The sequence below is a fragment of the Pseudomonas aylmerensis genome (genome assembly GCF_001702265.1).
Taxonomy (GTDB): domain Bacteria; phylum Pseudomonadota; class Gammaproteobacteria; order Pseudomonadales; family Pseudomonadaceae; genus Aquipseudomonas; species Aquipseudomonas aylmerensis.
Genome location: NZ_MAUE01000045.1, coordinates 210,435 through 236,710, shown reverse-complemented (window position 1 = coordinate 236,710; position 26,276 = coordinate 210,435). Strand labels below are relative to the sequence as shown.

At 61.4% G+C, this 26,276-nt stretch carries 24 protein-coding genes; 16 read left to right on the top strand and 8 right to left on the bottom strand.

Going from position 1 to position 26,276, the window contains the following annotated elements; genetic code table 11:
* The first annotated feature begins 100 nt into the window (after positions 1-100).
* Genes BBG20_RS26830 through BBG20_RS26820 form a run of 3 tightly spaced genes read left to right on the top strand, consistent with a single transcriptional unit; the run spans position 101 to position 3,064 of the window.
* A complete protein-coding gene (locus tag BBG20_RS26830) occupies positions 101-1,222 on the top strand; it encodes a glycosyltransferase family 4 protein (RefSeq protein WP_065908800.1) in 1,122 nt (373 codons plus the stop codon).
* Positions 1,215-1,958 carry a DUF2334 domain-containing protein gene (locus BBG20_RS26825; protein WP_065908798.1) on the top strand — a complete coding sequence of 248 codons (744 nt, stop codon included), beginning with the start codon at positions 1,215-1,217 and terminating at the stop codon, positions 1,956-1,958. The genes BBG20_RS26830 and BBG20_RS26825 overlap by 8 nt, the downstream gene beginning before the upstream one ends.
* A complete protein-coding gene (locus BBG20_RS26820; RefSeq protein WP_065908797.1) occupies positions 1,955-3,064 on the top strand; it encodes a lysylphosphatidylglycerol synthase transmembrane domain-containing protein in 1,110 nt (369 codons plus the stop codon). The genes BBG20_RS26825 and BBG20_RS26820 overlap by 4 nt, the downstream gene beginning before the upstream one ends.
* A 127-nt stretch (positions 3,065-3,191) precedes the next feature.
* On the opposite strand, the gene purU is transcribed toward BBG20_RS26820, so the two are convergent.
* Positions 3,192-4,040, bottom strand: a complete 849-nt coding sequence (gene purU, locus BBG20_RS26815; RefSeq protein ID WP_065908795.1) for a formyltetrahydrofolate deformylase — start codon at positions 4,038-4,040, stop codon at positions 3,192-3,194.
* Between the two features lie 349 nt (positions 4,041-4,389).
* On the opposite strand from purU, the gene mvaT reads away from it, so the two are divergent.
* On the top strand, positions 4,390-4,764 hold the full coding sequence (gene mvaT / locus BBG20_RS26810; RefSeq protein WP_005790963.1) for a histone-like nucleoid-structuring protein MvaT: 375 nt from the start codon (positions 4,390-4,392) through the stop codon (positions 4,762-4,764).
* A gap of 90 nt (positions 4,765-4,854) precedes the next feature.
* Here the strand turns inward: mvaT and sbcB are convergent, their stop codons facing one another.
* Positions 4,855-6,282 (bottom strand): exodeoxyribonuclease I, encoded by a 1,428-nt coding sequence (gene sbcB / locus BBG20_RS26805; RefSeq protein WP_065908794.1) that lies wholly within the window; start codon positions 6,280-6,282, stop codon positions 4,855-4,857.
* 167 nt (positions 6,283-6,449) lie between these two features.
* Between sbcB and BBG20_RS26800 the strand changes: the two genes are divergently transcribed.
* Genes BBG20_RS26800 through BBG20_RS26775 form a run of 6 tightly spaced genes read left to right on the top strand, consistent with a single transcriptional unit; the run spans position 6,450 to position 13,120 of the window.
* Positions 6,450-7,142 (top strand): RDD family protein, encoded by a 693-nt coding sequence (locus tag BBG20_RS26800; RefSeq protein ID WP_065908793.1) that lies wholly within the window; start codon positions 6,450-6,452, stop codon positions 7,140-7,142.
* Complete coding sequence (locus BBG20_RS26795; RefSeq protein ID WP_065908792.1) at positions 7,139-8,119, top strand: stage II sporulation protein M; 981 nt, start codon at positions 7,139-7,141, stop codon at positions 8,117-8,119. The genes BBG20_RS26800 and BBG20_RS26795 overlap by 4 nt, the downstream gene beginning before the upstream one ends.
* On the top strand, positions 8,106-9,635 hold the full coding sequence (locus tag BBG20_RS26790) for a DUF4129 domain-containing protein (protein ID WP_065908791.1): 1,530 nt from the start codon (positions 8,106-8,108) through the stop codon (positions 9,633-9,635). Before BBG20_RS26795 ends, BBG20_RS26790 begins: the two co-directional genes overlap by 14 nt.
* On the top strand, positions 9,632-10,789 hold the full coding sequence (locus BBG20_RS26785) for a DUF4350 domain-containing protein (RefSeq protein ID WP_065908790.1): 1,158 nt from the start codon (positions 9,632-9,634) through the stop codon (positions 10,787-10,789). Before BBG20_RS26790 ends, BBG20_RS26785 begins: the two co-directional genes overlap by 4 nt.
* On the top strand, positions 10,786-11,781 hold the full coding sequence (locus BBG20_RS26780; RefSeq protein ID WP_065908789.1) for an AAA family ATPase: 996 nt from the start codon (positions 10,786-10,788) through the stop codon (positions 11,779-11,781). Before BBG20_RS26785 ends, BBG20_RS26780 begins: the two co-directional genes overlap by 4 nt.
* 7 nt (positions 11,782-11,788) lie before the next feature.
* On the top strand, positions 11,789-13,120 hold the full coding sequence (locus BBG20_RS26775) for a DUF58 domain-containing protein (protein ID WP_065908787.1): 1,332 nt from the start codon (positions 11,789-11,791) through the stop codon (positions 13,118-13,120).
* A gap of 69 nt (positions 13,121-13,189) precedes the next feature.
* Here BBG20_RS26775 and BBG20_RS26770 read toward each other — a convergent pair whose 3' ends face one another.
* Complete coding sequence (locus BBG20_RS26770) at positions 13,190-13,549, bottom strand: PilZ domain-containing protein (protein ID WP_065908785.1); 360 nt, start codon at positions 13,547-13,549, stop codon at positions 13,190-13,192.
* A gap of 226 nt (positions 13,550-13,775) precedes the next feature.
* Entirely contained in the window at positions 13,776-14,150 is a 375-nt protein-coding gene (locus BBG20_RS26765) for a tetratricopeptide repeat protein (RefSeq protein WP_065908783.1), read from the bottom strand.
* A gap of 175 nt (positions 14,151-14,325) precedes the next feature.
* Between BBG20_RS26765 and pyk the strand changes: the two genes are divergently transcribed.
* Positions 14,326-15,777 carry a pyruvate kinase gene (pyk, locus tag BBG20_RS26760; protein WP_025854788.1) on the top strand — a complete coding sequence of 484 codons (1,452 nt, stop codon included), beginning with the start codon at positions 14,326-14,328 and terminating at the stop codon, positions 15,775-15,777.
* A gap of 180 nt (positions 15,778-15,957) precedes the next feature.
* Here pyk and BBG20_RS26755 read toward each other — a convergent pair whose 3' ends face one another.
* Positions 15,958-16,707 carry an enoyl-CoA hydratase-related protein gene (locus tag BBG20_RS26755; protein WP_065908781.1) on the bottom strand — a complete coding sequence of 250 codons (750 nt, stop codon included), beginning with the start codon at positions 16,705-16,707 and terminating at the stop codon, positions 15,958-15,960.
* Between the two features lie 30 nt (positions 16,708-16,737).
* The gene (locus BBG20_RS26750) at positions 16,738-17,670 is read right to left on the bottom strand and encodes an iron-sulfur-binding ferredoxin reductase (protein ID WP_065908779.1); all 933 of its coding nucleotides are present in this window, start codon (positions 17,668-17,670) and stop codon (positions 16,738-16,740) included.
* Between the two features lie 216 nt (positions 17,671-17,886).
* Here BBG20_RS26750 and BBG20_RS26745 point away from each other — a divergent pair, with 216 nt between their 5' ends.
* The 5 genes from BBG20_RS26745 to BBG20_RS26725 all read left to right on the top strand — a co-directional run bounded on the left by BBG20_RS26745 (position 17,887) and on the right by BBG20_RS26725 (position 25,312).
* Positions 17,887-19,410, top strand: a complete 1,524-nt coding sequence (locus BBG20_RS26745; protein ID WP_065908777.1) for a fumarate hydratase — start codon at positions 17,887-17,889, stop codon at positions 19,408-19,410.
* A 413-nt stretch (positions 19,411-19,823) separates the two neighbouring features.
* On the top strand, positions 19,824-21,590 hold the full coding sequence (locus tag BBG20_RS26740; protein WP_065908775.1) for a sensor histidine kinase: 1,767 nt from the start codon (positions 19,824-19,826) through the stop codon (positions 21,588-21,590).
* Entirely contained in the window at positions 21,584-22,918 is a 1,335-nt protein-coding gene (locus BBG20_RS26735) for a sigma-54-dependent transcriptional regulator (RefSeq protein WP_065908773.1), read from the top strand. The genes BBG20_RS26740 and BBG20_RS26735 overlap by 7 nt, the downstream gene beginning before the upstream one ends.
* 259 nt (positions 22,919-23,177) lie before the next feature.
* Entirely contained in the window at positions 23,178-24,497 is a 1,320-nt protein-coding gene (locus tag BBG20_RS26730; protein WP_065908771.1) for an MFS transporter, read from the top strand.
* A gap of 182 nt (positions 24,498-24,679) precedes the next feature.
* Positions 24,680-25,312: a flavin reductase family protein gene (locus BBG20_RS26725; protein ID WP_065908770.1), complete on the top strand. Its 633-nt coding sequence runs from the start codon at positions 24,680-24,682 to the stop codon at positions 25,310-25,312.
* Between the two features lie 161 nt (positions 25,313-25,473).
* Here the strand turns inward: BBG20_RS26725 and BBG20_RS26720 are convergent, their stop codons facing one another.
* Both BBG20_RS26720 and BBG20_RS26715 read right to left on the bottom strand, forming a co-directional pair.
* Positions 25,474-25,752 carry a hypothetical protein gene (locus tag BBG20_RS26720; protein WP_083221491.1) on the bottom strand — a complete coding sequence of 93 codons (279 nt, stop codon included), beginning with the start codon at positions 25,750-25,752 and terminating at the stop codon, positions 25,474-25,476.
* A 71-nt stretch (positions 25,753-25,823) separates the two neighbouring features.
* A complete protein-coding gene (locus BBG20_RS26715) occupies positions 25,824-26,165 on the bottom strand; it encodes an antibiotic biosynthesis monooxygenase family protein (protein WP_065908767.1) in 342 nt (113 codons plus the stop codon).
* Between the last annotated feature and the right edge of the window lie 111 nt (positions 26,166-26,276).

Below are 26,276 nucleotides of genomic sequence, written 5' to 3'. Positions count from 1 at the left end.
CCCGCTCCTGCGTGGTCGTTGTCTGCGACGACACACTCATCCCGATCGAACATCTATCCTTACCTCAGGTCCACGTTAAGGAGAGCAATGGATCGGAGGGATGTTCATCGTGCATATCGCTGACATAACCATGTTCTACGCCCCAGCCAGCGGCGGCGTGCGGACTTATCTGGACGCCAAGCACCGACGCTTGACGCTCAAGCCCGGCATTCGGCACAGCCTGTTGATCCCCGGCGCCCACTTAAGCGAACAGGATGGGGTGTACCAGGTACCGGCCCCCGCCCTGCCCTTCGGCAAAGGCTATCGATTCCCGCTGCGCCTGGCGCCATGGCGAAACGTCCTGCACGATTTACAGCCCGATCTGATCGAAGTCGGCGATCCCTATCTCACCGCGTGGGCCGCACTGGATGCTCGGCGCCAGCTGGATGTACCGGTCATCGGCTTTTATCACTCCGATCTGCCGTTGCTGGTCAGCAACCGCATGGGGCCGTGGTTTACCCCGAACGTTGAAGCCTATGTCAGCAAACTCTATGGGAATTTTGACCGGGTACTGGCTCCCAGCCAGGTGATGGCCGACAAACTCACCGGGCTTGGCGTGAAGAACGTCTTCGTTCAGCCGTTGGGCGTGGACCTGCAAACCTTCACACCCGAGGTCCGCGATCCCGGCTTGCGCGCCGAACTGGGGATCAGTGAAGACACGCGCCTGCTGATCTTCGCCGGGCGCGGTTCGAAGGAGAAAAACCTGCCGGTGCTGCTCAACTGCATGAAGCGCCTGGGCGATGGCTACCACCTGCTATTGGTCGGATCTGGCATGCCCGCGAGCGTGCCGGACAACGTTACGGTGATCGACGGCTTCCGCCCGGCCGCACATGTCGCGCGTTTGATGGCCAGCGCCGATGCGCTGCTGCATGGCGGCGATCAGGAAACCTTTGGCCTGGTCATCCTCGAAGCGATGGCCTGCGGTATCCCGGTAATCGCCGTGGCCGCCGGGGCCTTCAATGAAATTGTCGACGAGCGCTGTGGCCTGCTGTGCACGCCGAACAATCCCAAGGCGATGGCCGACGCGGTGCGCGAACTATTCAGCGTCGACAGCCAACGCCTGGGTGCGCAGGCCCGGCGGCATGTAGAACACCATTACGCGTGGGATACGGTGGTCGACAGCCTGCTCGGCCATTACTGCGCGGTACTCGGTACCCACAAGCCGATGCTCTGCCATGGCTGAGCGTTCGGTCTTGCTGGTATTGCACGATGTGGCGCCGCACAACTGGGTCGACTACCGCCCCTTCGTCGAAGCGGTGGACGCGCTGGGCGCGGTGCCTATCACTTGGCTGGTGGTGCCGGACTTTCATCATCAGGATGCCTTGCCCGCCGCAGGCGAGTTTCGGCGACTGCTCGACAGCCGCGTCGCCAGGGGCGATGAACTGGCACTGCATGGCTACTCCCATAGCGACGACCAACCGTCGCCACGCACGCCAAAAGACTGGTTCATGCGACGCATCTATACCCACGAAGGTGAGTTTTACCAGCTGTCAGAAGCCCAAGCCCTGGAACGTCTGCATAAAGGTATCGAGGTATTTCGCGAAAACCACTGGCCCCTCCACGGCTTCGTCGCCCCGGCCTGGTTGATGAGCCCAGGCACCCGTGAAGCCTTGCGCCAATTACCCCTGAGCTACACCAGTGATCCGCAACACCTGTATCGGCTGCCGGATTTCACCCCGGTGGCGGCTCCCGGCATGGTGTGGAGTGCGCGCAGCAGCTGGCGCCGGGGCGTGTCCAAAATCCTCAGCGACCGCCGCGAGCAACGCTGGCAAAACGCCCCGGTGATTCGCCTGGGCCTGCATCCTGTGGACATGCGCCATGACTTTTCCCGCCGCTATTGGCTCGAAACGCTGCAACGCCTGCTGGACGCGGGTCGCACGCCTATGACCAAAGTGGCCTGGCTGGCTTCCCAACCATGAGCCGCTTGCTCTGGCTGTTGCTGGCGCTGATCGTCGCGCTGATCATTCCGGTGTGGCTGGGCGGCGGTGAAACCGTGGCGCGCCTGGTGCAATTCCCCTGGCAACTGTTACTGGCCATGTTCGCCATGATCGTAGTGTGCTGGGTGATCAACAGCCTGCGCCTGCGCCTGCTGCTGGGTGAGCACATCGGCCAACTCAGCCGTGCGAAAAGCCTCGGTGTCGTGATGTCGACCGAGTTCGCCATGTGCGCCACCCCCGGTGGCAGTGGCGGCCCACTGACCTTGATGGCGTTGCTCGCGCGCAACGGCATACGACCAGCCCATGGCAGCGCGGTGTTTGCCATGGACCAGTTGAGCGATTTGCTGTTCTTTTTATGCGCACTGACGGGCATTGCGCTGTATGCCCTTTTCCACACCCTGAACCCGCGACTGGAATGGCTGCTGGAGCTCAGCGCTGTGTCGATGGTGGGTGGGCTGTTCTGTGGCGTATTGCTGGTGCGCTTTCACCGCCAGGCCATCCGCCTGACGGGCGCGGTCCTCAAGCAACTACGGGTGCGCCCAAAGGTTCGTCGACGCTGGGCGCGCAGGCTGTTGCGCTTCCTGGCGGCATTCACCGACACGCTGAAATTGCCTTGGTCTACGTTGATAAGCGTATTTTTTCTCACGAGCGCGCACTGGACCCTGCGCTACAGCGTGCTCTATCTGGCGTTACGCGGATTGGGCGGGGATGTGCAATGGGCCTGGAGCTTTCTGATCCAGATGCTTTCATTGACGGCCGGGCAATTCAGCCTGCTGCCTGGCGGGGCGGGGGCTGCGGAATTGACCTCGGCAGCGTTACTGGCGCCCATGGTCGGCAAATCCACGGCAGCGGCGGCAATCCTGATCTGGCGGGCCGTAACGTATTACTTTTATCTGCTGGCCGGCGGGCCGGTATTTCTACTGATGGTTGGCAAGCCTTTGCTCAAGCGTCTTTTTCAGCGGGCCCAGGCGGCGCGTCCGGGGTCTGCAACTGCTCCCACAACTGGGCGGCCCCAGGAAAGTCGGTACCGTCCTCCGCATCCAGCGCGTCCGGGTCATAGCGACTCAGACAGCCTTCGCCCAAGGTAGCAGGCGCCTTGGAGGTGGCTTTATCGAGTGGATCGCTCATGGTCAAAATCCTCAACGGCAGGCAAAAAAAAAGGGCCTGGGACGATTTAACGCCCAGGCCCCTCATTCTTCAATCACAACGCGTCAATCAGAACACGACGGTCTTGTTGCCGTGCACCAGCACGCGGTCTTCCAGGTGGTAGCGCAGCCCTCGGGCCAGCACCATCTTCTCGACATCGCGGCCGAAGCGCACCATGTCTTCAATGCTGTCGCTGTGGCTGACACGCACCACGTCCTGCTCGATGATCGGGCCGGCGTCCAGCTCTTCGGTGACGTAGTGGCAGGTTGCGCCGATCAGCTTGACCCCACGCAGGGAAGCCTGATGGTACGGCTTGGCACCGACGAACGATGGCAGGAAACTGTGGTGAATGTTGATCACCTTGCCAGCGTATTCGCGGCACAGTTCCGGCGGCAGGATTTGCATGTAGCGCGCCAGGACCACGACATCGGCATCGTGCTGTTTGACCAGGCGAGACACTTCGGCGAACGCCGGCTCCTTGTCCTGCGGGTTGACCGGCACGTGGTAGTACGGGATGCCATGCCATTCGACCATGCTGCGCAGGTCGTCATGGTTGGAAATAACGCAGGCAATATCACAGTCCAACTCGTCGCTGTGCCAGCGGTGCAGCAGGTCCGCCAGGCAATGGGACTCACGACTGGCCATCAGCACCACGCGTTTTTTCTGCTCGGTGTCGGTGATGCGCCAGGTCATCGAAAACTCTTCGGCGATCGGCGCAAAGGCCTCGCGAAAAGCCTCGAGACCAAACGGCAGCGTGTCGGCACGGATTTCGTGACGCATGAAGAACCAACCGCTGAGATTATCCGAGTGATGGCTCGCCTCGGTAATCCAGCCATTGTGGGAAGCCAGAAAGTTACTGACTTTGGCAACGATGCCGACCCGGTCCGGGCAAGCAATCACCAGCCGAAAAGTGCGCATTAGGGGAAAACTCCAGAACTTCGCAAAGGCCGCCATTCTAGCGATTGCGCAGGAAAACTGCAGTATTCGTTAACGCTTATTCTGATCGCCGGCCTGGCCCTTGCCCCTTAATCGCCTAAGGTTTTACCACCTTAATATGAATCTACTGCGTCACCTTGGATTCTTCCACGGTTTGTCAGGCCATTACCTTAAGGTCTACGACCTAGTAATTAACTCGATTGCGTAGGTTTGTTAAAAACATTCAACGCAATTCACATAAATGCACGCTTAAATGTTTACTTGGGCAAACCGCCTGACTATTATTAGGTCACTGTCCCTGTCAATCAGCGCTCTACATAAGGTAGTCCACATGTCTCTGATCAACGAATACCGTGCCACCGAAGAAGCTATCAAAGAGCTGCAAGCCCGTTTGAAGAACCTGTCCCAAGACGACAAACTGCAAACCGAGCTGGAATTCGAAGGCAAATTGCGCACCCTGATGGGCGAATACTCCAAATCCCTGCGTGACATCATCGCACTGCTGGATCCAGAGTCGAAAGTTAAAGCACCGCGTGGCGCCGTGAAAACTACCGGTACCAAGCGTGCTCGCAAAGTCAAACAATACAAAAACCCGCACAACGGCGAAGTGATTGAAACCAAAGGTGGCAACCACAAAACCCTGAAAGAGTGGAAAGCCAAGTGGGGCGGTGACGTGGTTGAAGGCTGGGCTACCCTGCTGGGCTAAGCTTCGCCAGGCTTGCGCCTGATCCGCGACACATTAAAAACGCCAGCTTGCTGGCGTTTTTTATTGTCTGCAGGTTCTCCATGAAACGGACTACACATTTACCCGGGCGGCCAAATCATCGGCATATTGCTGCCACAGCTCCAGCACCTCACACTGAAACGGTGTAGCACTTACAGCCAACTCCTGCCGGGCCTGCTTAAATGCTTCGAGGGTATTCGGAGCCCCGCATTCAGGGTCGGACAAACGCTGCTGACAAAAAAGTTTCCAACGTTGTTGCTCCTCGCTATTCAAGGTCTCGGGGAAGTTACGTGCACGGTAGCGAAATAATAATTCAGGCAAACGCTGATCATCAAAAGGCCACTGCTGGCGTGCTAATTGCGCAGGCTCGGCTGCCCGGACTTGTTCACATAAACGTCGATCACGATCGCCGATAAAACCGTCATAAAGCTGCTGTTCAGGGTCGGCACTCGGGGCAAAATCTTCCTCGGCATAAATGAGCGCCAACTTATCGCGCCAAAGTTCCTGTGCGTCAGTTAGCCGCAGCGCCCGTTCCTGATAAACAGTCATATCCAAGTGCAGGCGTTCTCGATCTTCAGCCCTCAGCACATTCAGGGGGGCGACCACCGGGCAACGATTGATATGCACCAACTTGAGCGGCACCGGCAATTCGCCCTCGGCAAGCTCGTCACGCCGGGTGTAGAGGCGCTGGCGCAAGGCCTGGGCATCAAGGTCCAGCAGCCCTTGGGGGTCGAGCCCAAGGTCACAGACGATCAACGCATTGCGATTGCGCGGGTGCCAGGCCAGCGGCAGTACAACGCCCAGGTAATGACGCTCGGCGGAAAAGCGCCCGGAGATATGGACCATGGGTTGTAACAGGCGCACCTGGTCCATCACCCGCTGTTTACTGCGCAACTGGAACAGCCATTCGTAGAGCTTCGGTTGTTTTTCACGCACCAGCCGCGCCAGCGCAATCGTGGCGCGCACGTCGGACAACGCGTCGTGCGCCTGGCCATGATCGATGCCGTTGGCAGCCGTCAGGCGCTCCAACTTGAGCGTGACGCGCCCGTCCTGTTGTGGCCACTCGATACCTTCGGGGCGCAGGGCGTAAGCGGTGCGAACGACGTCGATCAAATCCCAGCGGCTGTTACCGCCCTGCCACTCGCGCGCATAAGGGTCGAAAAAATTGCGATACAGGCTGTAGCGCGTCATTTCATCGTCAAACCGCAAGGTGTTGTAACCGGCACCGCAGGTCCCTGGGGCGGCCAGTTCGGCGTGTACACGAGTCATGAAGTCCGCCTCGGCCAGGCCTTTTTCCGCGAGAATTGCCGGGGTAATGCCAGTAATCGCGCACGCGGCGGGATGTGGCAGGATATCGTCGCTGGGTTGGCAATAAAGATTGACCGGCGCGCCGATTTCGTTGAGGTCCAGGTCCGTACGGATACCGGCTACCTGAAGGGGGCGGTCATTGCGCGGGTTGATGCCGGTGGTTTCATAGTCGTACCAGAAAATGGAGGTCACGGGCTATTCCTGTACTGAAGATCGGCAAAGTCTAGGCGCTGAACCGCCTTCGAGGCCAGCACGCATTGCACTGTACAAACATCCAGCAAAACCTTGAGTGGTTGCTTCCATCGTCGACGCTGCTAGCATCCCTGTCTCTGAGCCACTCTGCACTGCCAAGGATCGCGATGCCATCAACCCCACTGGACACCCGCTACCAGATCGAGACCCCGGAGGGCATCGACCTGCCCCTGCGCCCTGCCGGCCTGGTGCCGCGTGCGCTGGCCTTCGCCTTCGACCTGGGCTTGCGAGGAGTGGTCATGGGCGTCCTGCTGGTGCCATTGGCCTTGCTGGGCAACATCGGCATTGGCCTCGGTTCACTGCTGCTGTTCCTGATCAGTTGGTGGTACATGGTGCTCTTCGAGGTGCTCAACCAGGGTTGCTCACCGGGCAAACAGGTGATGGGCCTGCGCGTCGTCCAGGACGACGGCACCCCGATCGGCTGGTCCTCATCACTGATCCGCAACCTGCTGCGGTTTGTCGACATGCTGCCGTTTGGCTATTTTCTCGGCGCAATCAGTTGCCTGCAGCACCCTCACTTCAAGCGCCTCGGCGACCTGGCCGCCGGCACGCTGGTGATCTACCGCGAACAGCCACTTGCCCGCCCCCGGGTGCCTCAAGCGCCGGCATTGCGCTTGCCCTTTGCCCTGGACCTGAGCGAGCAACGGGCCATCCTTGCCTTTGCGGAACGCCAGGGAGAACTCTCCGCCGAGCGCGTTCACGAATTGGCCGCGATCCTCGCCACGCCTTTGCAGGTATCCCCGGCCCGCGCCGTCGAACAACTCAATGGCGTGGCCCGTGGCCTGTTGGGGCCCGCATGAAGCAGAGCCTGTTCGAAAGCCGTCACCAGCCCCAGTGGCAAGCCTTTGCCGAACAACTGAAACAGTTGGAACAAGGCCAGGCAAAATCCAGTGACGTGGCGGACTTCCCCCATCAATACCGGCGTCTGTGCCAGCACCTGGCATTGGCCCAGGAGCGTGGCTATAGCAGCTATCTGGTGGACCCACTGCAACAACTGGCACTGCGCGGACATCAGCAGCTGTACCGGCATCGCAGCCAGTTGGCGGCCAATATCCTGAGTTTCGTACTCGCCGACTTTCCGCGGCTGGTGCGGGAGCAATGGCGTTTCGTACTAACTGCCAGCCTGCTGTTCTTCGGTAGCCTGGCGGGCATTGCCCTGCTGGTCTTCCTGTTTCCCGACCTGATCTACAGCATCGTCAGCCCCCAGCAGGTGGCCGAGATGCAAAGCATGTACGACCCCGACGCCAGCCGACTGGGTCGCGCCGCCGAACGTGCATCCAGTGAAGACTGGATGATGTTCGGCTACTACGTGATGCATAACATCGGCATCGCGTTCCAGACGTTCGCGGCCGGTTTGCTGTTCGGCCTGGGCAGCGTGTTCTTTCTGATTTTCAACGGCCTGGTCATCGGCGCAGTCTCCGGACACCTGACCGAAATTGGCTACGGGCAGACCTTCTGGTCCTTCGTCATCGGTCATGGTGCGTTCGAACTGACCGCCATCGCCCTTGCCGGCGCTGCCGGGCTGCAACTGGGCTGGGCACTGATCGCCCCCGGGTACCTGACCCGGGGCGAATCCTTGCGGCTCGCCGCCCATAAAAGCGTGCAGATGATGTGCGGGGTCATGGTGTTCCTGCTGATCGCAGCCTTTATCGAGGCCTACTGGTCGTCCACCACGGGGATAGCCCTTTGGGTCAAGTACCTGGTGGGCGCAGCCCTGTGGCTGCTGGTGATCGCTTACCTGAGCCTTGCAGGAAGGAGCCATCATGCGCCTGAGTGATGCCAGCGTGGTGATCCGCCCACGCACCGCCTGGGAAGCCATGGACCTGGGTGCATTGATGGCCCGCGAACATCGCCTGCTACTGATGAGCAGTTGGGCGCTGATAACCCTGCCTGTGTTCGCCCTGCTCACCGCGCTGCTGTGGAACTACCCGTCTACCGCCATATTCCTGTTCTGGTGGTTCAAGCCCGCATTCGATCGCCTGCCGCTGTATATCCTGTCCAAGGCCCTGTTTGGTGAAACGCCCAGCCTCAAGCAGGCCGTTCGCCAATGGCCGCGGCTGCTCAAGGGCCAACTGCTGGCCAGCCTGACCTGGCGGCGGCTCAGCCTCAGTCGCAGCTTCGTCATGCCGGTCAGTCAACTCGAAGGCCTGGATGGCCAGGCGCGCCAGAAACGCCTGGGTGTACTGCAGCAACGTAACGCCGGTGCCGCACGCTGGCTGACCATCGTCGGGGTGCATCTGGAAATCGGCCTGTGGTTCGGCTGCATGGCGTTGTTCTACCTGTTTATCCCCCAGGACGTCGAAATGCAGTGGGACTGGCAACGCCTGGCACTGGCCTCTAGTTCGGAAGGGCTGTGGCTGACACATCTGGGCAATGCCTTCTACGCCTTGATCCTGGTGTTTTGGGAGCCCATCTACGTGGCCTGCGGATTCAGCCTCTACCTCAACCGCCGCACAGTGCTGGAAGCCTGGGACCTGGAGCTGGTGTTCCGCCGTCTTCGCCAGCGCCTGAGCAGTGCGGCCATGCTGCTCGTGCTGGTCGCCGGGCTGATACTGCTGCCTGTCAGCCCGCCCGTCATGGCCGAGACATCCCCTGCGCCAAAACCATTGAGCACCCAAGGCGCGAGTCATTCCATCCAGTCGCTGCTCGACAAGCCGCCGTTCAAAAACCCGGAAACCGTCACCCGCTACCACTTTGGCGAAGACAAACCCGTGGTTAAAAACAAGGCCCACGGCGATGGCAAGCTTCCGGCCTGGCTGCAGGCATTCCTGGATAACCTCAACAGCGACACCTTCAAGCACATCGCCCAAGGCCTGGAAGTGCTTTTATGGGGACTTTTGATCGGTGGCCTGGCCCTGCTGGCATGGCGATACCGTGACTGGCTACGCACGTTTGCCCGCCGGCGCGGGCCAGGCAAAATCAACGTGGCCAAGCCCGTACCGACACAGTTGTTCGGCCTGGCACTGGGCGCTGAGACCTTGCCCGAGGATATTGCCAGCACCGCCGAGCAACTGTGGGCGACGCGACCGAGGGACGCTCTGGGCCTTCTGTATCGCGGCCTGCTCAGCCGGTTACTGCATGACTTCAACCTGCCGCTGAAAAGCGCAGACACCGAGGGCCAGGTGCTGGAGCGTGTTCATCAGTTGCAGCAACCGCAGCTACTGGCCTTCAGCGATGAATTGACCCGGCACTGGCAAAACCTCGCCTACGGTCATCTCCTTCCGCCCACCTCGGCCCAGCAAAAACTCTGCAGTGATTGGCGTACGCTATTCAGTCCGGAGGGCCGCCCATGAACCGGCCATTAGTGTGGGTGGCGTTACTGCTGGCCTGCCTGCTGGGGGCTGGCGGTTTTTACGCGTGGAGCAAAGCGACGCCCTACGAGGTCGTGGTGGATCGCGGCCCTTCACCCGAGGCCACGGCCAACCCCTATCTGGCAGCCGAACACTTCCTGCGCCAGCAGGGCCTGGCCGTGGAACATGCCAATAGCCTGGAGCGGCTGGCTACCCTCCCCGCCAAGGGCAACAGCCTGTTGTTACTGGGCGACCGAAGCACGATGTCGCCACGCCAGGTCGAACAACTGCTGGCGTGGGCGAAGTCCGGCGGTCATCTGTTGCTGGTGGCACAGGCACTCTGGGATGAAGAGGCCGGCAAAAGCGGCGACCTGCTGCTTGATCGCCTGTCCATCCACCAGGCCTTGAGTGACGACCCTGAAGAACCGGCCCCGGCCCGCAAAAAGAAAGCGCCGGACCTGACCAAGCTCTATGTCGACAATGAAACCGCCCCGGCCTATTTCAGTTTCGACACCCACTTCAACCTGATCGACCCCAGGCACCTGGCACAATTTTCAGCCAATAGCGCCGGCTCAAGCCACCTGATGCAACTTGACCTCGGGCAAGGCCGCGTCACGGTGATCACCGACAGCGACCTGTGGAAAACTCCAGCAATCGGCGAGCACGACAATGCCTGGCTGCTGTGGTACCTGAATCAGGGCACGGCCGTCACCCTGCTGTTCAACAGCGACTTCGACAACTTGTTCACCCTGCTGATACGGTATTTCCCCCAAGCGTTGGTAGCCCTCATTGCCCTGATCGCATTAGGACTCTGGCACGCCGGCATGCGCCAAGGCCCGATCCAGGCACCCGCTCCCAAGGCGCGCCGACAGTTGCAGGAGCACTTGAAAGCCAGCGCCGACTTCCTGCTACGCCGCAGCGGCCAGGGCACCCTGTTGCAGGCTTTGCAGCGCGATATCCTGCGCGCCGCCCGGCGCCGCCACCCTGGCTTTGAACACCTCGACAACGCAGAACAGTGGCGGGTGCTTGAGCACCTGACGCGCCAACCCTCTCACGTCATCAGCCAGGCCCTTGGCCCACCTGCGGCGAAACGGCTTTCCAGTGCCGATTTCAGCCGACAGGTGGCGTGCCTGCAAACTCTCAGGAATGCCCTATGAGCGATTTTCCAAGCGCCACTGCCGTGAACCGCGAAGCCTTGCACCGTGCCAGCCAGCTAGCCCAGGCCTTGCGCGTCGAGCTGCGCAAGGCAGTGATTGGCCAGGACCAGGTGATCGATGATGTGCTGACCGCGCTGATTGCCGGCGGCCATGTGTTGCTCGAAGGGGTGCCGGGACTGGGTAAAACCCTGCTGGTACGTGCCCTGGCGCGTTGTTTTGACGGCGAGTTCGCACGCATCCAGTTCACCCCCGACCTGATGCCCAGCGATGTTACCGGGCACGCCGTGTACGACCAGCGCACCGAACAATTCAAGCTGCGCAAGGGACCGGTGTTCACCCACCTGCTGCTCGCCGACGAAATCAACCGCGCCCCGGCCAAGACCCAGGCAGCCCTGCTCGAAGCCATGCAGGAGCGCCAAGTTACCCTCGAAGGCGAAGCGCTGCCCATCAGCCAGCCGTTCATGGTGCTGGCGACCCAGAACCCCATCGAACAGGAAGGCACCTATCCGTTGCCGGAAGCTGAGCTGGACCGTTTCATGCTGAAGGTCCGCATGGATTATCCGGATGCGCAGCAGGAGCTGGACATGGTGCGCGAAGTAACGCGCTCGTCCCGCGCCGACATGCTGGATGTGCAGCCATTGCGCAGGGTCCTGGTGGCCGACGATGTACTGCTGTTACAGCAGATCGCCAGTGAATTGGCCCTGGATGAACAAGTTCTCGACTATGCCGTGCGCCTGGCGCGTGCCACCCGCAGTTGGCCGGGCCTCGCCATCGGTGCCGGCCCTCGGGCTTCGATTGCACTGGTCCGCGGCGCGCGCGCACGGGCACTGCTGCGCGGTGCGGAGTTCGTCACCCCGGATGACATCAAGGGGTGCGCCCTCGCAGTGCTGCGCCATCGGGTGCGTATCGCGCCCGAGTTGGACATCGACGGATTGGAGGTCGACCAGGTGCTCAAGCAACTGCTGGACCAGATCCCGGCCCCACGCCAATGACCCGCCCATGAAACCGACTCGTCTGTTACTGGCCTGGCTTGGCGTGCTGCTGGGCCTGAATATTCTGCTGGGCATCGCAGTGGCGCTGGCGCTCAAAGTGCCTGACACCCTGCACTCCATTGCATGGGGCTTGCTCCTCGCGTTGTTGCTGCTGGCCGTGCTGGACGCCGTGCGCCAGCATCGACGCCCGTCCCCCCGTGTACAGCGGCAGATGCCCGGCAGCCTGGCGCTGGGCCGCTGGGGCGAGGTCCGCCTGACACTGGAGCATGCCTACGCGCAGCCGTTGACGGTACAGGTGTTCGATCATGCGCCGGACGGGTTGATGGTGGAGAACATGCCCCAGTCCATAGCACTGCGGCCGGGTGAACGCAGTGAGCTGGGGTATCGCCTTCGCCCCCTGCGGCGTGGGCACTTCAGCTTCAGCCGTTGCGAAATCCACCTGCCGAGCCCCTTCGGGTTATGGTCGACACGGCGTTTTGTCGAGGTCAGCGATGTCACCCGCGTCTATCCGGATTTCGCCCGTCTCTACGGCGCGCAGTTGCTGGGTGTGGATAACTGGCTGAGCCAACTGGGTGTGCGGCAACGCCAGCGGAGAGGGTTGGGGCTGGAGTTTCATCAACTGCGCGAGTTTCGCGAGGGCGACAGCCTGCGCCAGATCGACTGGAAGGCCACGGCACGACAACGCACGCCCATCGCCCGCGAATATCAGGATGAGCGCGACCAGCAGATTGTATTCATGCTCGATTGCGGCCGGCGCATGCGCAGCCAGGATGACGAGCTGTCCCACTTTGACCATGCCCTCAACGCCTGCCTGCTGCTCAGCTATGTCGCCTTGCGCCAGGGCGATGCGGTGGGGCTGTGTACCTTCGCCGGCGACCAGCCGCGCTACCTGGCGCCGGTCAAGGGCAGCAGCCAGTTGAATCTGTTGCTCAACACGGTGTACGACCTGGATACCACCCGACGCACGGCCGATTACCAGGCGGCGGCCAGCCAACTGCTGGCCCGGCAAAAACGCCGCGCATTGGTGATTGTGGTTACCAACCTGCGGGATGAGGACGATGAAGCGCTACTGTCCGCCGTCAAGCGTATCAGCCGCCAGCATCGGGTGCTGGTGGCCAGTTTGCGTGAGGAAGTACTCGATCAACTGCGCCAGTCCCCGGTACAGACCCTGCCGGAAGCGTTGGCCTATAGCGGCACCGTCGATTACCTCAATACCCGCGAAGAACTGCACGAACGCTTGAGTGCCCACGGCCTGTCGGTCATCGATACCTCACCCTCACAGCTGGGAGCGTGCCTGGTGACACGCTACCTGAGCTGGAAAAAAGCCGGGGTGTTCTAGGTCCAGCTGAAAAAGGCGCACGGCCGCGGCGGGGACAATCCCTCAAACCGGGCCGACAACGCGCTATAGCTAGGCTGAGGCCTGCAAGGGATCAAAGCTGAAGTAATGCAACAAGACATTGATCAATTGCCCATATTCCTCGGGGGCCTGCTGCACACTGAACCCCGAATCATAATGCTGAGGATTGATATCTTCATGGCTCCACAAGCAGGTCGCCGTGAGGTCGATTGCATGGAAGGTATCGTCCGCCACTGGGATTTTCAGGCGTAGCTCGAAGTCTACGCCCACCATCAAGGGCAACTGACTGATCAACATCAGCCCGTCTTCAGAGACGTTCCCTAAAAAGCCAATGGGTTTGTCGGTAAGACGGTTAAACACTTGCAGGAAGTAAGGAAGGTGATGCCGCTCGATCCGTCGGTCGGTAAACATGGTGAGATCGCCATCCAGTGGCCATGATCTGGCCGCGCCAGTGATTCGGAACGAGCAGAAATCGCTCGCTCTCCCTGAAACTCGGTGTGACAACAAACACCTTTTTGGTCACTAAACAGCTGTCGAGTCCGGGCCTTGCATTCATTCGAATAGAAACTTGTACAAATGAACATTCGAAGAATAGCCCAAGACTGGCGGCAGGCCAGTCATGACATGATGAATATCATCACAACGACGCAGGACGTGGCTGGGCGGCGCTTGCGCCGGGGTAGTGCCCCAGTTGTTGCAGGGTATCCAGCCGTGCGCGAGCCCGGTACGCATACTCACTGGAAGGGTACTGATTGATGATGAATTGATAGGTCTGCACCGCATCGACGAACAGTTTCTGGCGTTCCAGGCATTGGCCGCGCAGCATCGAGACCTCCGGTTGCACATAACGCCGGGTGCGGCTTTCGCGGTCGACCTGGGATAACTCCAGGGTGACGCGCTGGCAATCGCCGACCCCGTAGGCGCGGTAGGCGTTGTTCAAATGGTGGTCCATCGACCAGCGGGTGCAGCCGACAACACTGACGGCCAGGGCAGCAACGAGCAAAATTCGCATGAGGGTTCTCCTGTCTTGTGCAGTGTATCGACCCCTCGTCGAAAATCTTCAAGGGTCTTCGTCTATTCAACCGCAGCAAAAACAAGCCGATCGTCGATAAGTAGTGCAAACGAACAATGACTACAACGAAAGAGCATAGTAGCCTTCCTCAGCGCTTGAACTCAGGAGTCTGTGCATGTCCGTCCGTCGTACCAAAATCGTCGCCACCCTTGGCCCGGCCAGCAACTCGCCGGAAGTCCTCGAACAGCTGATTCTGGCTGGTTTGGACGTTGCCCGTCTGAACTTCTCCCACGGCACCCCGGACGAGCACAAGGCTCGCGCCAAGCTGGTGCGTGACCTGGCCGCCAAGCACGGCCGCTTCGTGGCACTGCTGGGTGACCTGCAAGGCCCGAAAATCCGCATCGCCAAATTCGCCAACAAGCGTATCGAGCTGAAGATCGGTGACACCTTCACCTTCTCCACCAGCCATCCGCTGACCGAAGGCAACCAGCAAGTCGTGGGTATCGACTACCCAGACCTGGTCAAGGATTGCGGCGTCGGTGACGAACTGCTGCTGGACGACGGCCGCGTGGTCATGCGCGTCGACACTGCCACCGGCACCGAACTGATCTGCACCGTGACCATCGGCGGCCCGCTGTCCGACCACAAAGGCATCAACCGTCGTGGTGGTGGCCTGACGGCGCCGGCATTGACTGAAAAAGACAAGGCTGACATCAAGCTCGCCGCCGAAATGGAAGTGGACTACCTCGCTGTGTCCTTCCCGCGCGACGCCGCCGACATGGAATACGCCCGCAAGCTGCGCGACGAAGCCGGCGGCACCGCCTGGCTGGTGGCGAAGATCGAACGCGCCGAAGCCGTGGCCGATGACGAAACCCTCGACGGCCTGATCAAGGCATCCGACGCCGTGATGGTGGCCCGTGGTGACCTGGGCGTGGAAATCGGCGATGCCGAGCTGATCGGTATCCAGAAGAAGATCATCCTGCACGCACGCCGCCACAACAAGGCAGTGATCGTGGCGACCCAGATGATGGAGTCGATGATCCAGAACCCGATGCCAACCCGTGCCGAAGTGTCCGACGTGGCCAACGCCGTGCTCGACTACACCGACGCCGTGATGCTCTCGGCTGAAAGTGCCGCGGGTCCGTACCCGCTGGAAGCCGTCCAGGCCATGGCGCGTATCTGTGTCGGTGCCGAGAAGCACCCGACCAGCAAGACCTCCAGCCACCGCATCGGCAAAGTGTTCGAAAGCTGCGACCAGAGCATCGCCCTGGCGGCCATGTACACCGCCAACCACTTCCCGGGCGTGAAGGCGATCATCGCCTTGACCGAAAGTGGCTACACGCCGTTGATCATGTCGCGCATCCGTTCGTCGGTGCCGATCTACGCGTTCACCCCGCACCGCGAAGCCCAGGCCCGCGCGGCGCTGTTCCGTGGTGTGTACACCATTCCGTTCGACCCGGCTTCGCTGGCACCGAACGAAGTCAGCCAGAAAGCGATCGACGAGCTGGTCAAGCGCGGCGTCGTAGAGCAAGGCGACTGGGTCATCCTCACCAAGGGCGACAGCTACCACACCACCGGTGGCACCAATGGCATGAAGATCCTGCACGTGGGCGACCCGCAGTACTGAGTGACACGCTGAAAAACAAAAGCCCCGCCATGTGAATGGCGGGGCTTTTTGCATTTCAGACCAGAGTGACCGACTGGCTGTCACGACCTCATCGCGGGCAAGCCCGGCTCCCACAGTTGACTGCACTCCGATGTGCAAGCCGGGCTTGCCCGCGATCAGGCCAGACCAATCAACCGACCTTCAGCGCCGAGTGATGAAAGCCGACAACGCCGCAATCGCTTCCGGTGATTTCAGACGCTGCACAAACAACGCCCCCTCCTCCTCGATCACCTGCCGCAACTGCTCACGATCAACACTCTTCATCAATTGCTTGGTCACCTGCACGGCTCCCGGCGCCAGGTTTTCAAAGCGCTCGGCCATTTCCCGAGCCTTGGCCAGCGCCGCTTCGCCACTGCCCAACGCTTCGGTGGCAATCCCCCACGCCGCCGCTTGTTCGCCGCTAAAGCCCTCGCCCAACAGCAACAGTTCAGCAGCTTTCGCGTGCCCCAGCAGGCGCGGCAGGATCAGGCTCGAGCCAAACTCCGGGCACAATCCCAGGTTGACGAACGGCATGCGCAACCGCGCGTCCCGGCTGATGTACACCAGGTCGCAGTGCAGCAGCAGCGTCGTACCAATACCCACCGCCGCCCCTGCCACGGCAGCGATTACCGGCTTGCGACAGTTGAGCAGGCTTTTCATGAAGTGAAACGGTGGGCTGTCGAGGTCGCTGGGCGGCTGCTCGAGGAAGTCGGCGATGTCGTTGCCAGCAGTGAAGCATTCGCTGCTGCCCTGGATGAGCACGGATCGCACATCTGCATCCGCATCCGCCTGCTCCAGCGCCTCGGCCAGCAGCGTGTACATGGCGCGGGTCAGGGCGTTTTTCTTGTCCGGGCGATTGAGCTGCAAGGTCAGCAGCCCACGTTCGCGGTGCTGCAGGATGGCATCGGTCATGGCGAATCTCGCGGCGGTAGAATTCAGCGCTCAACCACGCGGCAGGAACACGTCGGCCAGCAGTTGATTGCGCGGCAAGCCAGCCAGGAACAGACGCTTGGAAAACGCCTCGACACTGGCTGGGTGTCCGCAGAGTAAGGCCAGAGTTTGCCGCGAAACAAGCCGCAGTTGCGCCAATGCCTGGGCCGACTCAGCCGCCGTCCACAGCTCGACAGTCAGGTTGGGATGCTGCGCAGCCAGCTCCGCCAGGGGCTCGGCCAGATAATGGCTGCCGGCGTCATGAGCCAGGTGAATCACGCGGATAGCGCCCTGGTGATCCTGGCGCAGCGCCTCGCGCAACACGCCCCACAACGGTCCCAGGCCGGTGCCGGAGGCCAGCAGCCATAACGGCCGAGCCTGCCAGTCGGGATCATACTGCAGTGCCCCGCCCCGCAATTCGCCCAGTCGCAGACCATCGCCCACCTGCAACTGCCGGGCAAGATCGCTGAACTCACCGGGCTGGCGGCAATCCAGGTGAAACTCCAGGAACGGCTCCTCCTGCGGCAAGCTCGCCAGGGAATACGGGCGTGCAACGTGCCCCGCCCACAGCACCAGGTGCTGCCCGGCCTGGTAACGCAGGCCCCGCTCCGGTTGCAGGCGCAGGCGCAGCACCGTCGGGTTCAGCCAATCGACACCCACCACCTGGGCTGGCAATCCATCACGCGTCGGGTCAAACGCTTCGACGCGCAGATCCCCGCTGACCTGGCACTGGCAAGCCAACCGCCAGCCGTCCTGGCGTTGCGCGAGGCTCAAGGCCTCGGGTTGCTGGTCCTCGACCTCGCCCTGGCAACGCACCAGGCAGGCATGGCAACTGCCGGCGCGACAACTGTAGGGCACGGCGACACCTGCCTGGTTCAAGGCGTCCAACAGGTTGCTGCCGGCAGATACCGACCAATGGCGTTCGCCGACGTACAGTTCAGGCATATAAGGACTCAATCACAAGGGGCGCGCACAGGGAATCACGCCTGCGACAGTTTGACCATAGTCGGGTGTATCGGCCACCGCGTCGGGTTATACTGCCGCGCCTTTTTAGCGTCGCGCCTGCACCACTTTGGCGTGCCTTGGAAAGGTGAGCTCAGCCGACCGATGCAACACTGAGCCCACCTTTATTGAATGTTCCCTTATAGAGGAGCGCGACTCATGACCGTGATCAAGCAAGACGACCTGATTCAGAGCGTTGCCGACGCCCTGCAATTCATTTCCTACTACCACCCCGTTGACTTCATCCAGGCGATGCACGAGGCCTACCTGCGCGAAGAATCGCCGGCAGCCCGTGACTCCATGGCGCAGATCCTGATCAACTCACGCATGTGCGCCACCGGCCATCGCCCGATCTGCCAGGACACCGGTATCGTTACCGTGTTCGTGCGCGTGGGCATGGACGTGCGTTGGGATGGCGCCACCATGGGCCTGGACGACATGATCAACGAAGGCGTGCGTCGCGCCTACAACCTGCCGGAAAACGTCCTGCGTGCATCGATCCTCGCCGACCCGGCCGGTGCGCGTAAAAACACCAAGGACAACACCCCGGCCGTGATCCATTACTCCGTCGTCCCGGGTAACACCGTGGAAGTGGATGTGGCGGCCAAGGGCGGCGGTTCCGAGAACAAGTCGAAAATGGCCATGCTCAACCCGTCCGACTCGATCGTCGACTGGGTGCTCAAGACCGTTCCGACCATGGGCGCCGGCTGGTGCCCACCGGGCATGCTCGGCATCGGCATCGGCGGCACCGCCGAGAAAGCTGCCGTGATGGCCAAGGAAGTGTTGATGGAATCCATCGACATCCACGAGCTGAAAAAGCGCGGCCCGCAGAACCGTATCGAAGAGATGCGCCTGGAGCTGTTCGAGAAGGTCAACCAACTGGGCATCGGCGCCCAGGGCCTGGGTGGCCTGACCACCGTGCTCGACGTGAAGATCATGGACTACCCGACCCACGCCGCCTCGCTGCCGGTGTGCATGATCCCCAACTGCGCCGCCACCCGTCACGCACACTTCGTGCTCGACGGTTCGGGCCCGGCGTCGCTGGAAGCGCCACCGTTGGACGCCTACCCGGAGATCGTCTGGGAAGCTGGCCCGTCGGCCCGTCGCGTCAACCTCGACACCCTGACCCCGGAAGAAGTGCAGAGCTGGAAGCCGGGCGAAACCGTGTTGCTCAACGGCAAGATGCTCACCGGTCGTGACGCCGCGCACAAGCGCATGGTCGAGATGCTGAACAAGGGTGAAACCCTGCCGGTGGACCTCAAGGGTCGCTTTATCTACTACGTCGGCCCCGTTGATCCGGTGCGCGAAGAAGTGGTTGGCCCAGCCGGTCCTACCACCGCCACGCGGATGGACAAGTTCACCCGTCAGATCCTCGAGCAAACCGGCCTGCTGGGCATGATCGGCAAATCCGAGCGCGGCCCGACCGCAATCGAAGCGATCAAGGACCACAAGGCCGTGTACCTGATGGCCGTGGGCGGCGCTGCTTACCTGGTGGCGCAAGCCATCAAGAAGTCGCGCGTTGTCGCCTTCGCCGAACTGGGCATGGAAGCGATCTACGAGTTCGACGTGAAGGACATGCCGGTTACCGTTGCGGTGGACAGCAAGGGCGAATCCGTCCATATCACCGGTCCTGCCATCTGGCAGAAAAAGATCAGTGAAAGCCTGGCGGTAGAAGTGCAGTAAGCACCCTCCCGCAAGACTGAAGCGACCGCGGCCCATGGCCCGGTCGCTTTTTTATTGCCTGCTGTTTCACCTGTGGCAAGCGGGCTTGTCATGCCTGGCACGCGCGTCTTGGCAATTGCGTTTATTGTGGCGAGCGGGCTTGCCCCGCGTTGGGCTGCGAAGCGGCCCCATAAAGATCACCGCATTCCTTCAGGTCAAACCGCATTGCCTGGTTTTGGGGGCCGCTTCGCAGCCCAACGCGGGGCAAGCCCGCTCACCACAAGAAGCCCGCTCACCCAAGAAGCCTGCTCACCACAAGAAGCCTGCTCGCCGCACCAGCCCACTCTCCCCATCAGCCACAACAGCCCCTCACCACAAGATCCAAGCCGCGCATGCTATGGTGCTCTCCCCTTACTGTGCCTGCTCATCATCGTATGATCGTGATCCCTCGCCCCCTGCGACTGACTTTCTACTCTTTGCTGATCATTGCCGGTGCCGTACTGGCCGCGGCCTTGGCCACCCGTCATGCCGAGCGCCAGGCCCTGGTGGATGATGCCGCACGTGCCAATCAGCAACTGGCGCTGTACGCCAATTCGCTGCACACCCTGATCGAACGCTACCGCGCCCTGCCCGCCGTGCTGGCGCTGGACTCGGAAATGATCAACGCCTTGAAGGGCCCGCTGCAAGCCACGACCCAAGACCTGCTCAACCGCAAACTGGAGCGCATCAACGGCGCCGCGCAGTCCTCCACCCTGGAGTTGATGGACCGCACCGGCCTGGCCGTGGCCGCCAGCAACTGGAACCTGCCGAGCAGTTATGTCGGGCACAACTACGCGTTTCGACCGTATTTCAGCCAAACCCTGAGCCAGGGCACCGGGCGGTTTTATGCGGTGGGCGTGACCACCGGCGTGCCGGGGTATTTTCTCTCCAGCGCGGTGCTGGATGAACACGAGCAGTTCCTCGGCGCGATGGTGGTCAAGCTGGAATTCCCCGAGCTGGAACGCGAGTGGGCGCAGGGCAATGACCTGCTGCTGGTCAGCGATGCACGCGGCATCGTGTTTATTGCCAACCAGCCGGGCTGGCGATATCGCAACCTGCGGCCGCTGTCGGCGAACGATCTTGTCGAACTCAAGGCCACTCGCCAATACGACAAGAAACACCTGCAGCCGCTGGAAACCCAGGTGCTGCAACGCTTTGACGAAAACAGCCACCTGATGCGCGTCAACGGCCCCGACGGCAATGCCAATTACATCTGGGAGTCGCTGCCGCTCAAGGCCGAGGGCTGGACCCTGCACTTGTTGCGCAAACCCCAGTTCGCCTTTGAAGACCAGCGCAACGCCGGCCTGGCCGCTGCCGGCTCCTGGCTGGCATTGGTGTTCCTGGTGCTGTTTCTCACGCAGCGCTGGCGCCTGGCCCGCTTGCGCCAGCGCAGCCGCGAAGAACTCGAACAACTGGTGGAAGAGCGCACCCAGGCCCTGCGCACCGCCCAGGACGGTTTGGTGCAATCGGCCAAATTGGCGGCGCTGGGGCAGATGTCCGCCGCCCTCGCGCATGAAATCAACCAGCCGCTGACCGCCCAGCGTATGCAGTTGGCGACCCTGCGCCTGCTGCTCGACCATGGGCGGGTGGACGATGCCTACAAGGCCCTGACCCCGCTCGACGAAATGCTCACGCGCATGGCCGCGCTCACCGGCCATCTCAAGACCTTCGCGCGCAAGAGCCCCAGCGGCCTGCGCGAGCGCTTGGACCTGGCCACGGTGGTCGACCAATCCTTGCACCTGCTCGATGCGCGCCTGCGCGACGAAGCCATCGGCGTGGTGCTGGACCTGACCCGCCCGGCCTGGGTGCGTGGCGATGCGATCCGCCTTGAACAAGTGCTGATCAACCTGCTGCGCAATGCCCTTGATGCGATGGCCGACAAGCCGCGCAAACGCCTGGAAATCCGCCTGCACGCCGATCAGCAATTGTGGCAACTGACCGTCAGCGACAGCGGCGGTGGCATTGCCGAGGAGCACCTGAACAATGTGTTCGACCCGTTCTTCACCACCAAGCCGGTGGGTGACGGGCTCGGCCTCGGGCTGGCGGTGTCCTACGCGATCGTGCACGAATTGGGCGGGCGCCTGAGTGCCGGCAACCGTGGCGACGGCGCGGTGTTTACCTTGACCTTGCCCATCGCGCTGGAGACGCCGGACCTATGTTGAATGCAGTGATTGTGGTCGATGACGAAGCCAGTATTCGCACGGCCGTCGAACAATGGCTGAGCCTGTCAGGGTTTGACGTGCAACTGTTCAGCCGTGCCGAGGAATGCCTGGCGCGGCTGCCCAAGGATTTCCCCGGGGTGATCCTCAGCGATGTGCGCATGCCCGGTCTCAGTGGCCTGGAACTGCTGGCCGAAGTGCAACGCCGCGACGCCGACCTGCCGGTCATCCTGCTGACCGGTCATGGCGACGTGCCCATGGCTGTCGAGGCCATGCGCGACGGGGCCTACGACTTCCTCGAGAAACCCTTCAGCCCCGACGCCCTGCTCAACAGCCTGCGCCGCGCGCTGGACAAGCGCGGGCTGATCCTCGAAAACCGCCGCCTGCATCAACAGGCCGATCATCGGGCGCAGTTGGAGTCCAGCCTGCTCGGTGTGTCGCGCGGCCTGCAGAATCTGCGTCGGCAAGTACTGGACCTGGCGACGCTGCCGGTCAACGTATTGATCCGAGGCGAGACCGGCAGCGGCAAGGAGTTGGTCGCCCGTTGCCTGCATGATTTCGGCCCGCGCGCCAAGAAGCCGTTCGTGGCCCTCAACTGCGCGGCGATCCCCGAGCAGTTGTTCGAGGCCGAGTTGTTCGGCCACGAAAGCGGCGCCTTCACCGGCGCCCAGGGCAAGCGCATCGGCAAACTCGAGTACGCCCACGGCGGCACGCTGTTTCTCGATGAAATCGAAAGCATGCCCCTCGCCCAGCAGGTGAAACTGCTGCGGGTGCTGCAGGAGCAGAAGCTCGAACGGCTGGGCTCCAACCAGAGCATTCATGTGGACTTGCGCATCATCGCCGCCACCAAGCCGGATTTGCTCGAAGAAGCCCGCGCCGGACGCTTTCGCGAAGACCTGGCCTATCGGTTGAACGTCGCGCAACTGCGCCTGCCTGCGCTGCGCGAACGTCGTGAAGATATCCCGCTGCTGTTCGATCACTTCGCCCAAAGCGCTGCCGAACGCCTGGGCCGTAGCGTCGAACCCTTGAGCGGCGCGCAACTGGGACGGCTGCTCAGCCACGACTGGCCGGGCAATGTGCGCGAGCTGGCCAACTTCGCTGAACGCCAGGTGCTGGGGTTGGGCGAGCCTGAGCCGGAAGGTATCGAGGCTGGGCAATCGCTGGCGGCGCAGCAGGAAGCGTTTGAGGCGCACTGCCTGAAAGCCGCGTTGACCCGGCACAAGGGCGATATCAAGGCGGTGCTGGCCGAGCTGCAACTGCCACGGCGCACTTTCAATGAAAAGATGCAGCGCCATGGACTGACCCGGGAAATGTTTCTCTCGATCGATTGAGGGACCCTTTGAGGGCCTCATTACAGGCAAGCCAGCGCCTCCATTTTGATCTGCGAATACATTCAAGTGTGGGAGCTGGACGGCCGCCATAAGCGGATTTCCGCTCACCACTCAAAAATCATCAGCGGCTTTCCGCTCAAAAAAATCCCCCACCCCTTCTAGACCGGGCCTCCCCCGGCTTGGCACAGCTCCTGCTATAGCCCCGGACAGGCTGTGCTCGCGCACGCTCCATAAAAACAACTAGATGAAGGATCCTTGAATGGATAACTCCAACACCTTGCCTCTGGGGTCGGCGGCCGCGCCGGCGAAAGAACGCACCACCTCCAGCCGGATCAAATCGATTTTCAGTGGCTCCGTCGGCAACATGGTCGAGTGGTACGACTGGTACGTCTACGCCGCTTTCTCGCTGTACTTCGCAAAAACCTTCTTCCCGAAAGGCGACACGACCGCCCAACTGCTCAACACCGCCGCAATTTTTGCCGTGGGCTTCCTGATGCGCCCGATCGGCGGCTGGCTGATGGGCCTGTATGCCGACAAAGTCGGACGTAAAAAGGCGCTGATGGCATCGGTCTACCTGATGTGCTTCGGCTCGTTGCTGATTGCCCTGAGCCCGGGCTATGAAATCATCGGCATCGGTGCGCCGATCCTGCTGGTCTTTGCCCGTCTGCTGCAGGGCCTGTCGGTCGGTGGCGAATACGGTACCTCCGCCACTTACCTCAGCGAGATGGCGACCAAGGAACGTCGTGGTTTCTACTCCAGCTTCCAATACGTGACCCTGATCTCTGGCCAGCTCATCGCCCTTGGCGTGCTGATCGTGCTGCAACAGACCCTCACTACCGAGCAGCTGTACGACTGGGGCTGGCGTATCCCGTTCGCCATCGGCGCCCTGTGTGCGGTGGTCGCGCTGTACCTGCGTCGCGGCATGGAAGAAACCGAGTCGTTCACCAAGAAGGAAAAAGCCAAGGAAAGCGCAATGCGCACCTTGATGCGTCACCCCAAGGAACTGATGACCGTGGTTGGCCTGACCATGGGCGGTACCCTGGCCTTCTACACCTACACCACCTACATGCAGAAGTACCTGGTGAACACCGTCGGCATGAGCATTTCCGACTCCACCACGATTTCCGCAGCCACCCTGTTCCTGTTCATGTGCCTGCAGCCGATCATCGGCGGGCTGTCGGATAAAGTCGGCCGCCGACCCATCCTGATTGCCTTCGGCGTCCTCGGCACCCTGTTCACTGTGCCGATCCTCACCACCCTGCACACCATCCAGACCTGGTGGGGCGCGTTCTTCCTGATCATGGCGGCATTGATCATCGTCAGCGGCTACACCTCTATCAACGCAGTGGTGAAAGCCGAGCTGTTCCCGACTGAAATCCGTGCACTGGGCGTAGGCCTGCCGTATGCCCTGACCGTGTCGATCTTCGGCGGTACCGCCGAATACATTGCGCTGTGGTTCAAGAGCATCGGCATGGAAACCGGCTACTACTGGTACGTGACCGCGTGTATCGCGGTGTCGCTGGTGGTCTACGTGACCATGAAGGACACCCGCAAGCACTCGCGCATCACTACGGACTAACTGTCTGTCGCGGTAAAAAATGGTGGGACCGGGCTTGTGTGGGAGCTGGCTTGCCTGCGATAGCATCACCTCGGCGCAATTGAAAACCGAGGTGCCTGCATCGCGGGCAAGCCCGGCTCCCACACAAGCCCGCTCTCACATTGGGTATGATGCAAATCCCGAAATCGAGAGCAGAACAGGTCATGTCCGACGATATCCATTTCTACGAACCCGCCAACGGCCACGGCCTGCCCCATGACCCCTTCAATGCCATCGTCGGCCCACGGCCGATCGGCTGGATTTCGTCACACGACAGCGAGGGCCGCCTGAACCTGGCGCCCTACAGTTTCTTCAATGCCTTCAACTACATTCCGCCGATCATTGGGTTTTCCAGTGTCGGGCGCAAAGACAGCCTGAACAATATCGAGCAGACCGGCGAGTTTGTCTGGAACCTGGCCACTCGCCCGCTGGCCGAGCAGATGAACCAGAGTTGCGCCGCCGTATCGCCCGAGGTGAATGAGTTCGAATTGTCCGGCCTGACGCCGGTGGCGTCGAAAATCGTCGGCGTCCCCCGTGTGGGCGAAAGTCCGGTGTCGTTCGAGTGCAAGGTGACGCAGATCATCCAACTGCAGCGCGCTGATCAGCAGTTGGTACCCAGCTGGCTGGTGCTCGGCGAAGTCGTGGCGGTGCACATCGCCAAGTGGTTGCTCAAGGACGGCATCTACGACACCGCCGCTGCCGAGCCGATCCTGCGTGGCGGTGGCCCGGCGGACTACTTCCAGTTGGGGCCGGAAGCACTGTTCAAGATGTATCGCCCAGGCGCCACGCCACGCTGACTGCCAAGCAATAAAAACTGTGCGAGCGGGCTTGTGTGGGAGCTGGCTTGCCTGCGATAGCAGCACCTCGATGCCACTGGAAAACCGAGGTGCTGCTATCGCGGACAAGCCCGGCACCCACACAAGCCCGCGCCCACATTTGGATCAGCAGCGTGCTTGAGTCAGTTGGCAGCAGAGGCCCAGCTCAGTTGACCGTCTTCGTCCACATCGACCAGGCATTCCAGTTGCAGCGTCGCTGCATCGTCGGCGTCAGAGGCGGTCTTGAACTTCTGTCCATCCAGGATCTTGTGAAACTGCGGTGCGCCCATGCCATCCAGTGCCTTGACGGCGACGGCGGCGCTGTAGCCCCCTTCGCCCGGTACTACGGCGGAAACGGCTTCGTGATGGGCAAATTGTCTACGTGCCATGTTGCAGGTCCTGGCCAATGGAAAGTTGGCCATTCTAAACCAGTGCAGTGCCTCGCCAATACGATACTTCTTGAGGAGTGCTGTTGCCGTCAGGCAAAGGGCTTTTAACCTGCGAGTTGCAGGTACTCGCCGTAGGCGTTGGCGGCAGAAGCGTCGGTGAAGGTCTGGAAGTCCATGCTGCGGACCACCATGTCGTTCAACAGCTCGGTAAAGATCACCAGCGCCGCAGAGTTGAAGTAGGCGCTCATCGCCTGCTCGCTGCTCCAGAAACCGGAGATCAACCACACATCGGGATCGACCTGGGAATGCTGCAACGAGAATTGCAGGCAACCCTGAGCCTGACGGCCCGGTTCGATCAAACTGCTCAAGCGTGCACCGAGTTCGGTGCTGTACCCGGTACGGGCACGGATAAAGGCCATATGGCTCGCGGGAATGGGGGTGGACATGTTCGACTCTCCCGTTGAGAAGTGATGCTCGGCAAGCACTGTGAGGGCGTGTTGCCACAGGATCAAAGATAACGGCGCGGGTGTGGGCGCGGTTAGTCAATTCCTGCAGGC

Excerpts from the sequence above, each read along its gene's own strand:
- BBG20_RS26830 (WP_065908800.1), top strand. The coding sequence starts at position 101 with ATGTTCATCGTGCATATCGCTGACATAACCATGTTCTACGCCCCAGCC.
- BBG20_RS26825 (WP_065908798.1), top strand. The coding sequence starts at position 1,215 with ATGGCTGAGCGTTCGGTCTTGCTGGTATTGCACGATGTGGCGCCGCAC.
- BBG20_RS26820 (WP_065908797.1), top strand. The coding sequence starts at position 1,955 with ATGAGCCGCTTGCTCTGGCTGTTGCTGGCGCTGATCGTCGCGCTGATC.
- purU (WP_065908795.1), bottom strand. The coding sequence starts at position 4,040 with ATGCGCACTTTTCGGCTGGTGATTGCTTGCCCGGACCGGGTCGGCATC.
- mvaT (WP_005790963.1), top strand. The coding sequence starts at position 4,390 with ATGTCTCTGATCAACGAATACCGTGCCACCGAAGAAGCTATCAAAGAG.
- BBG20_RS26800 (WP_065908793.1), top strand. The coding sequence starts at position 6,450 with ATGCCATCAACCCCACTGGACACCCGCTACCAGATCGAGACCCCGGAG.
- BBG20_RS26795 (WP_065908792.1), top strand. The coding sequence starts at position 7,139 with ATGAAGCAGAGCCTGTTCGAAAGCCGTCACCAGCCCCAGTGGCAAGCC.
- BBG20_RS26790 (WP_065908791.1), top strand. The coding sequence starts at position 8,106 with ATGCGCCTGAGTGATGCCAGCGTGGTGATCCGCCCACGCACCGCCTGG.
- BBG20_RS26785 (WP_065908790.1), top strand. The coding sequence starts at position 9,632 with ATGAACCGGCCATTAGTGTGGGTGGCGTTACTGCTGGCCTGCCTGCTG.
- BBG20_RS26780 (WP_065908789.1), top strand. The coding sequence starts at position 10,786 with ATGAGCGATTTTCCAAGCGCCACTGCCGTGAACCGCGAAGCCTTGCAC.
- BBG20_RS26775 (WP_065908787.1), top strand. The coding sequence starts at position 11,789 with ATGAAACCGACTCGTCTGTTACTGGCCTGGCTTGGCGTGCTGCTGGGC.
- BBG20_RS26770 (WP_065908785.1), bottom strand. The coding sequence starts at position 13,549 with ATGTTTACCGACCGACGGATCGAGCGGCATCACCTTCCTTACTTCCTG.
- BBG20_RS26765 (WP_065908783.1), bottom strand. The coding sequence starts at position 14,150 with ATGCGAATTTTGCTCGTTGCTGCCCTGGCCGTCAGTGTTGTCGGCTGC.
- pyk (WP_025854788.1), top strand. The coding sequence starts at position 14,326 with ATGTCCGTCCGTCGTACCAAAATCGTCGCCACCCTTGGCCCGGCCAGC.
- BBG20_RS26755 (WP_065908781.1), bottom strand. The coding sequence starts at position 16,707 with ATGACCGATGCCATCCTGCAGCACCGCGAACGTGGGCTGCTGACCTTG.
- BBG20_RS26750 (WP_065908779.1), bottom strand. The coding sequence starts at position 17,670 with ATGCCTGAACTGTACGTCGGCGAACGCCATTGGTCGGTATCTGCCGGC.
- BBG20_RS26745 (WP_065908777.1), top strand. The coding sequence starts at position 17,887 with ATGACCGTGATCAAGCAAGACGACCTGATTCAGAGCGTTGCCGACGCC.
- BBG20_RS26740 (WP_065908775.1), top strand. The coding sequence starts at position 19,824 with ATGATCGTGATCCCTCGCCCCCTGCGACTGACTTTCTACTCTTTGCTG.
- BBG20_RS26735 (WP_065908773.1), top strand. The coding sequence starts at position 21,584 with ATGTTGAATGCAGTGATTGTGGTCGATGACGAAGCCAGTATTCGCACG.
- BBG20_RS26730 (WP_065908771.1), top strand. The coding sequence starts at position 23,178 with ATGGATAACTCCAACACCTTGCCTCTGGGGTCGGCGGCCGCGCCGGCG.
- BBG20_RS26725 (WP_065908770.1), top strand. The coding sequence starts at position 24,680 with ATGTCCGACGATATCCATTTCTACGAACCCGCCAACGGCCACGGCCTG.
- BBG20_RS26720 (WP_083221491.1), bottom strand. The coding sequence starts at position 25,752 with ATGGCCAACTTTCCATTGGCCAGGACCTGCAACATGGCACGTAGACAA.
- BBG20_RS26715 (WP_065908767.1), bottom strand. The coding sequence starts at position 26,165 with ATGTCCACCCCCATTCCCGCGAGCCATATGGCCTTTATCCGTGCCCGT.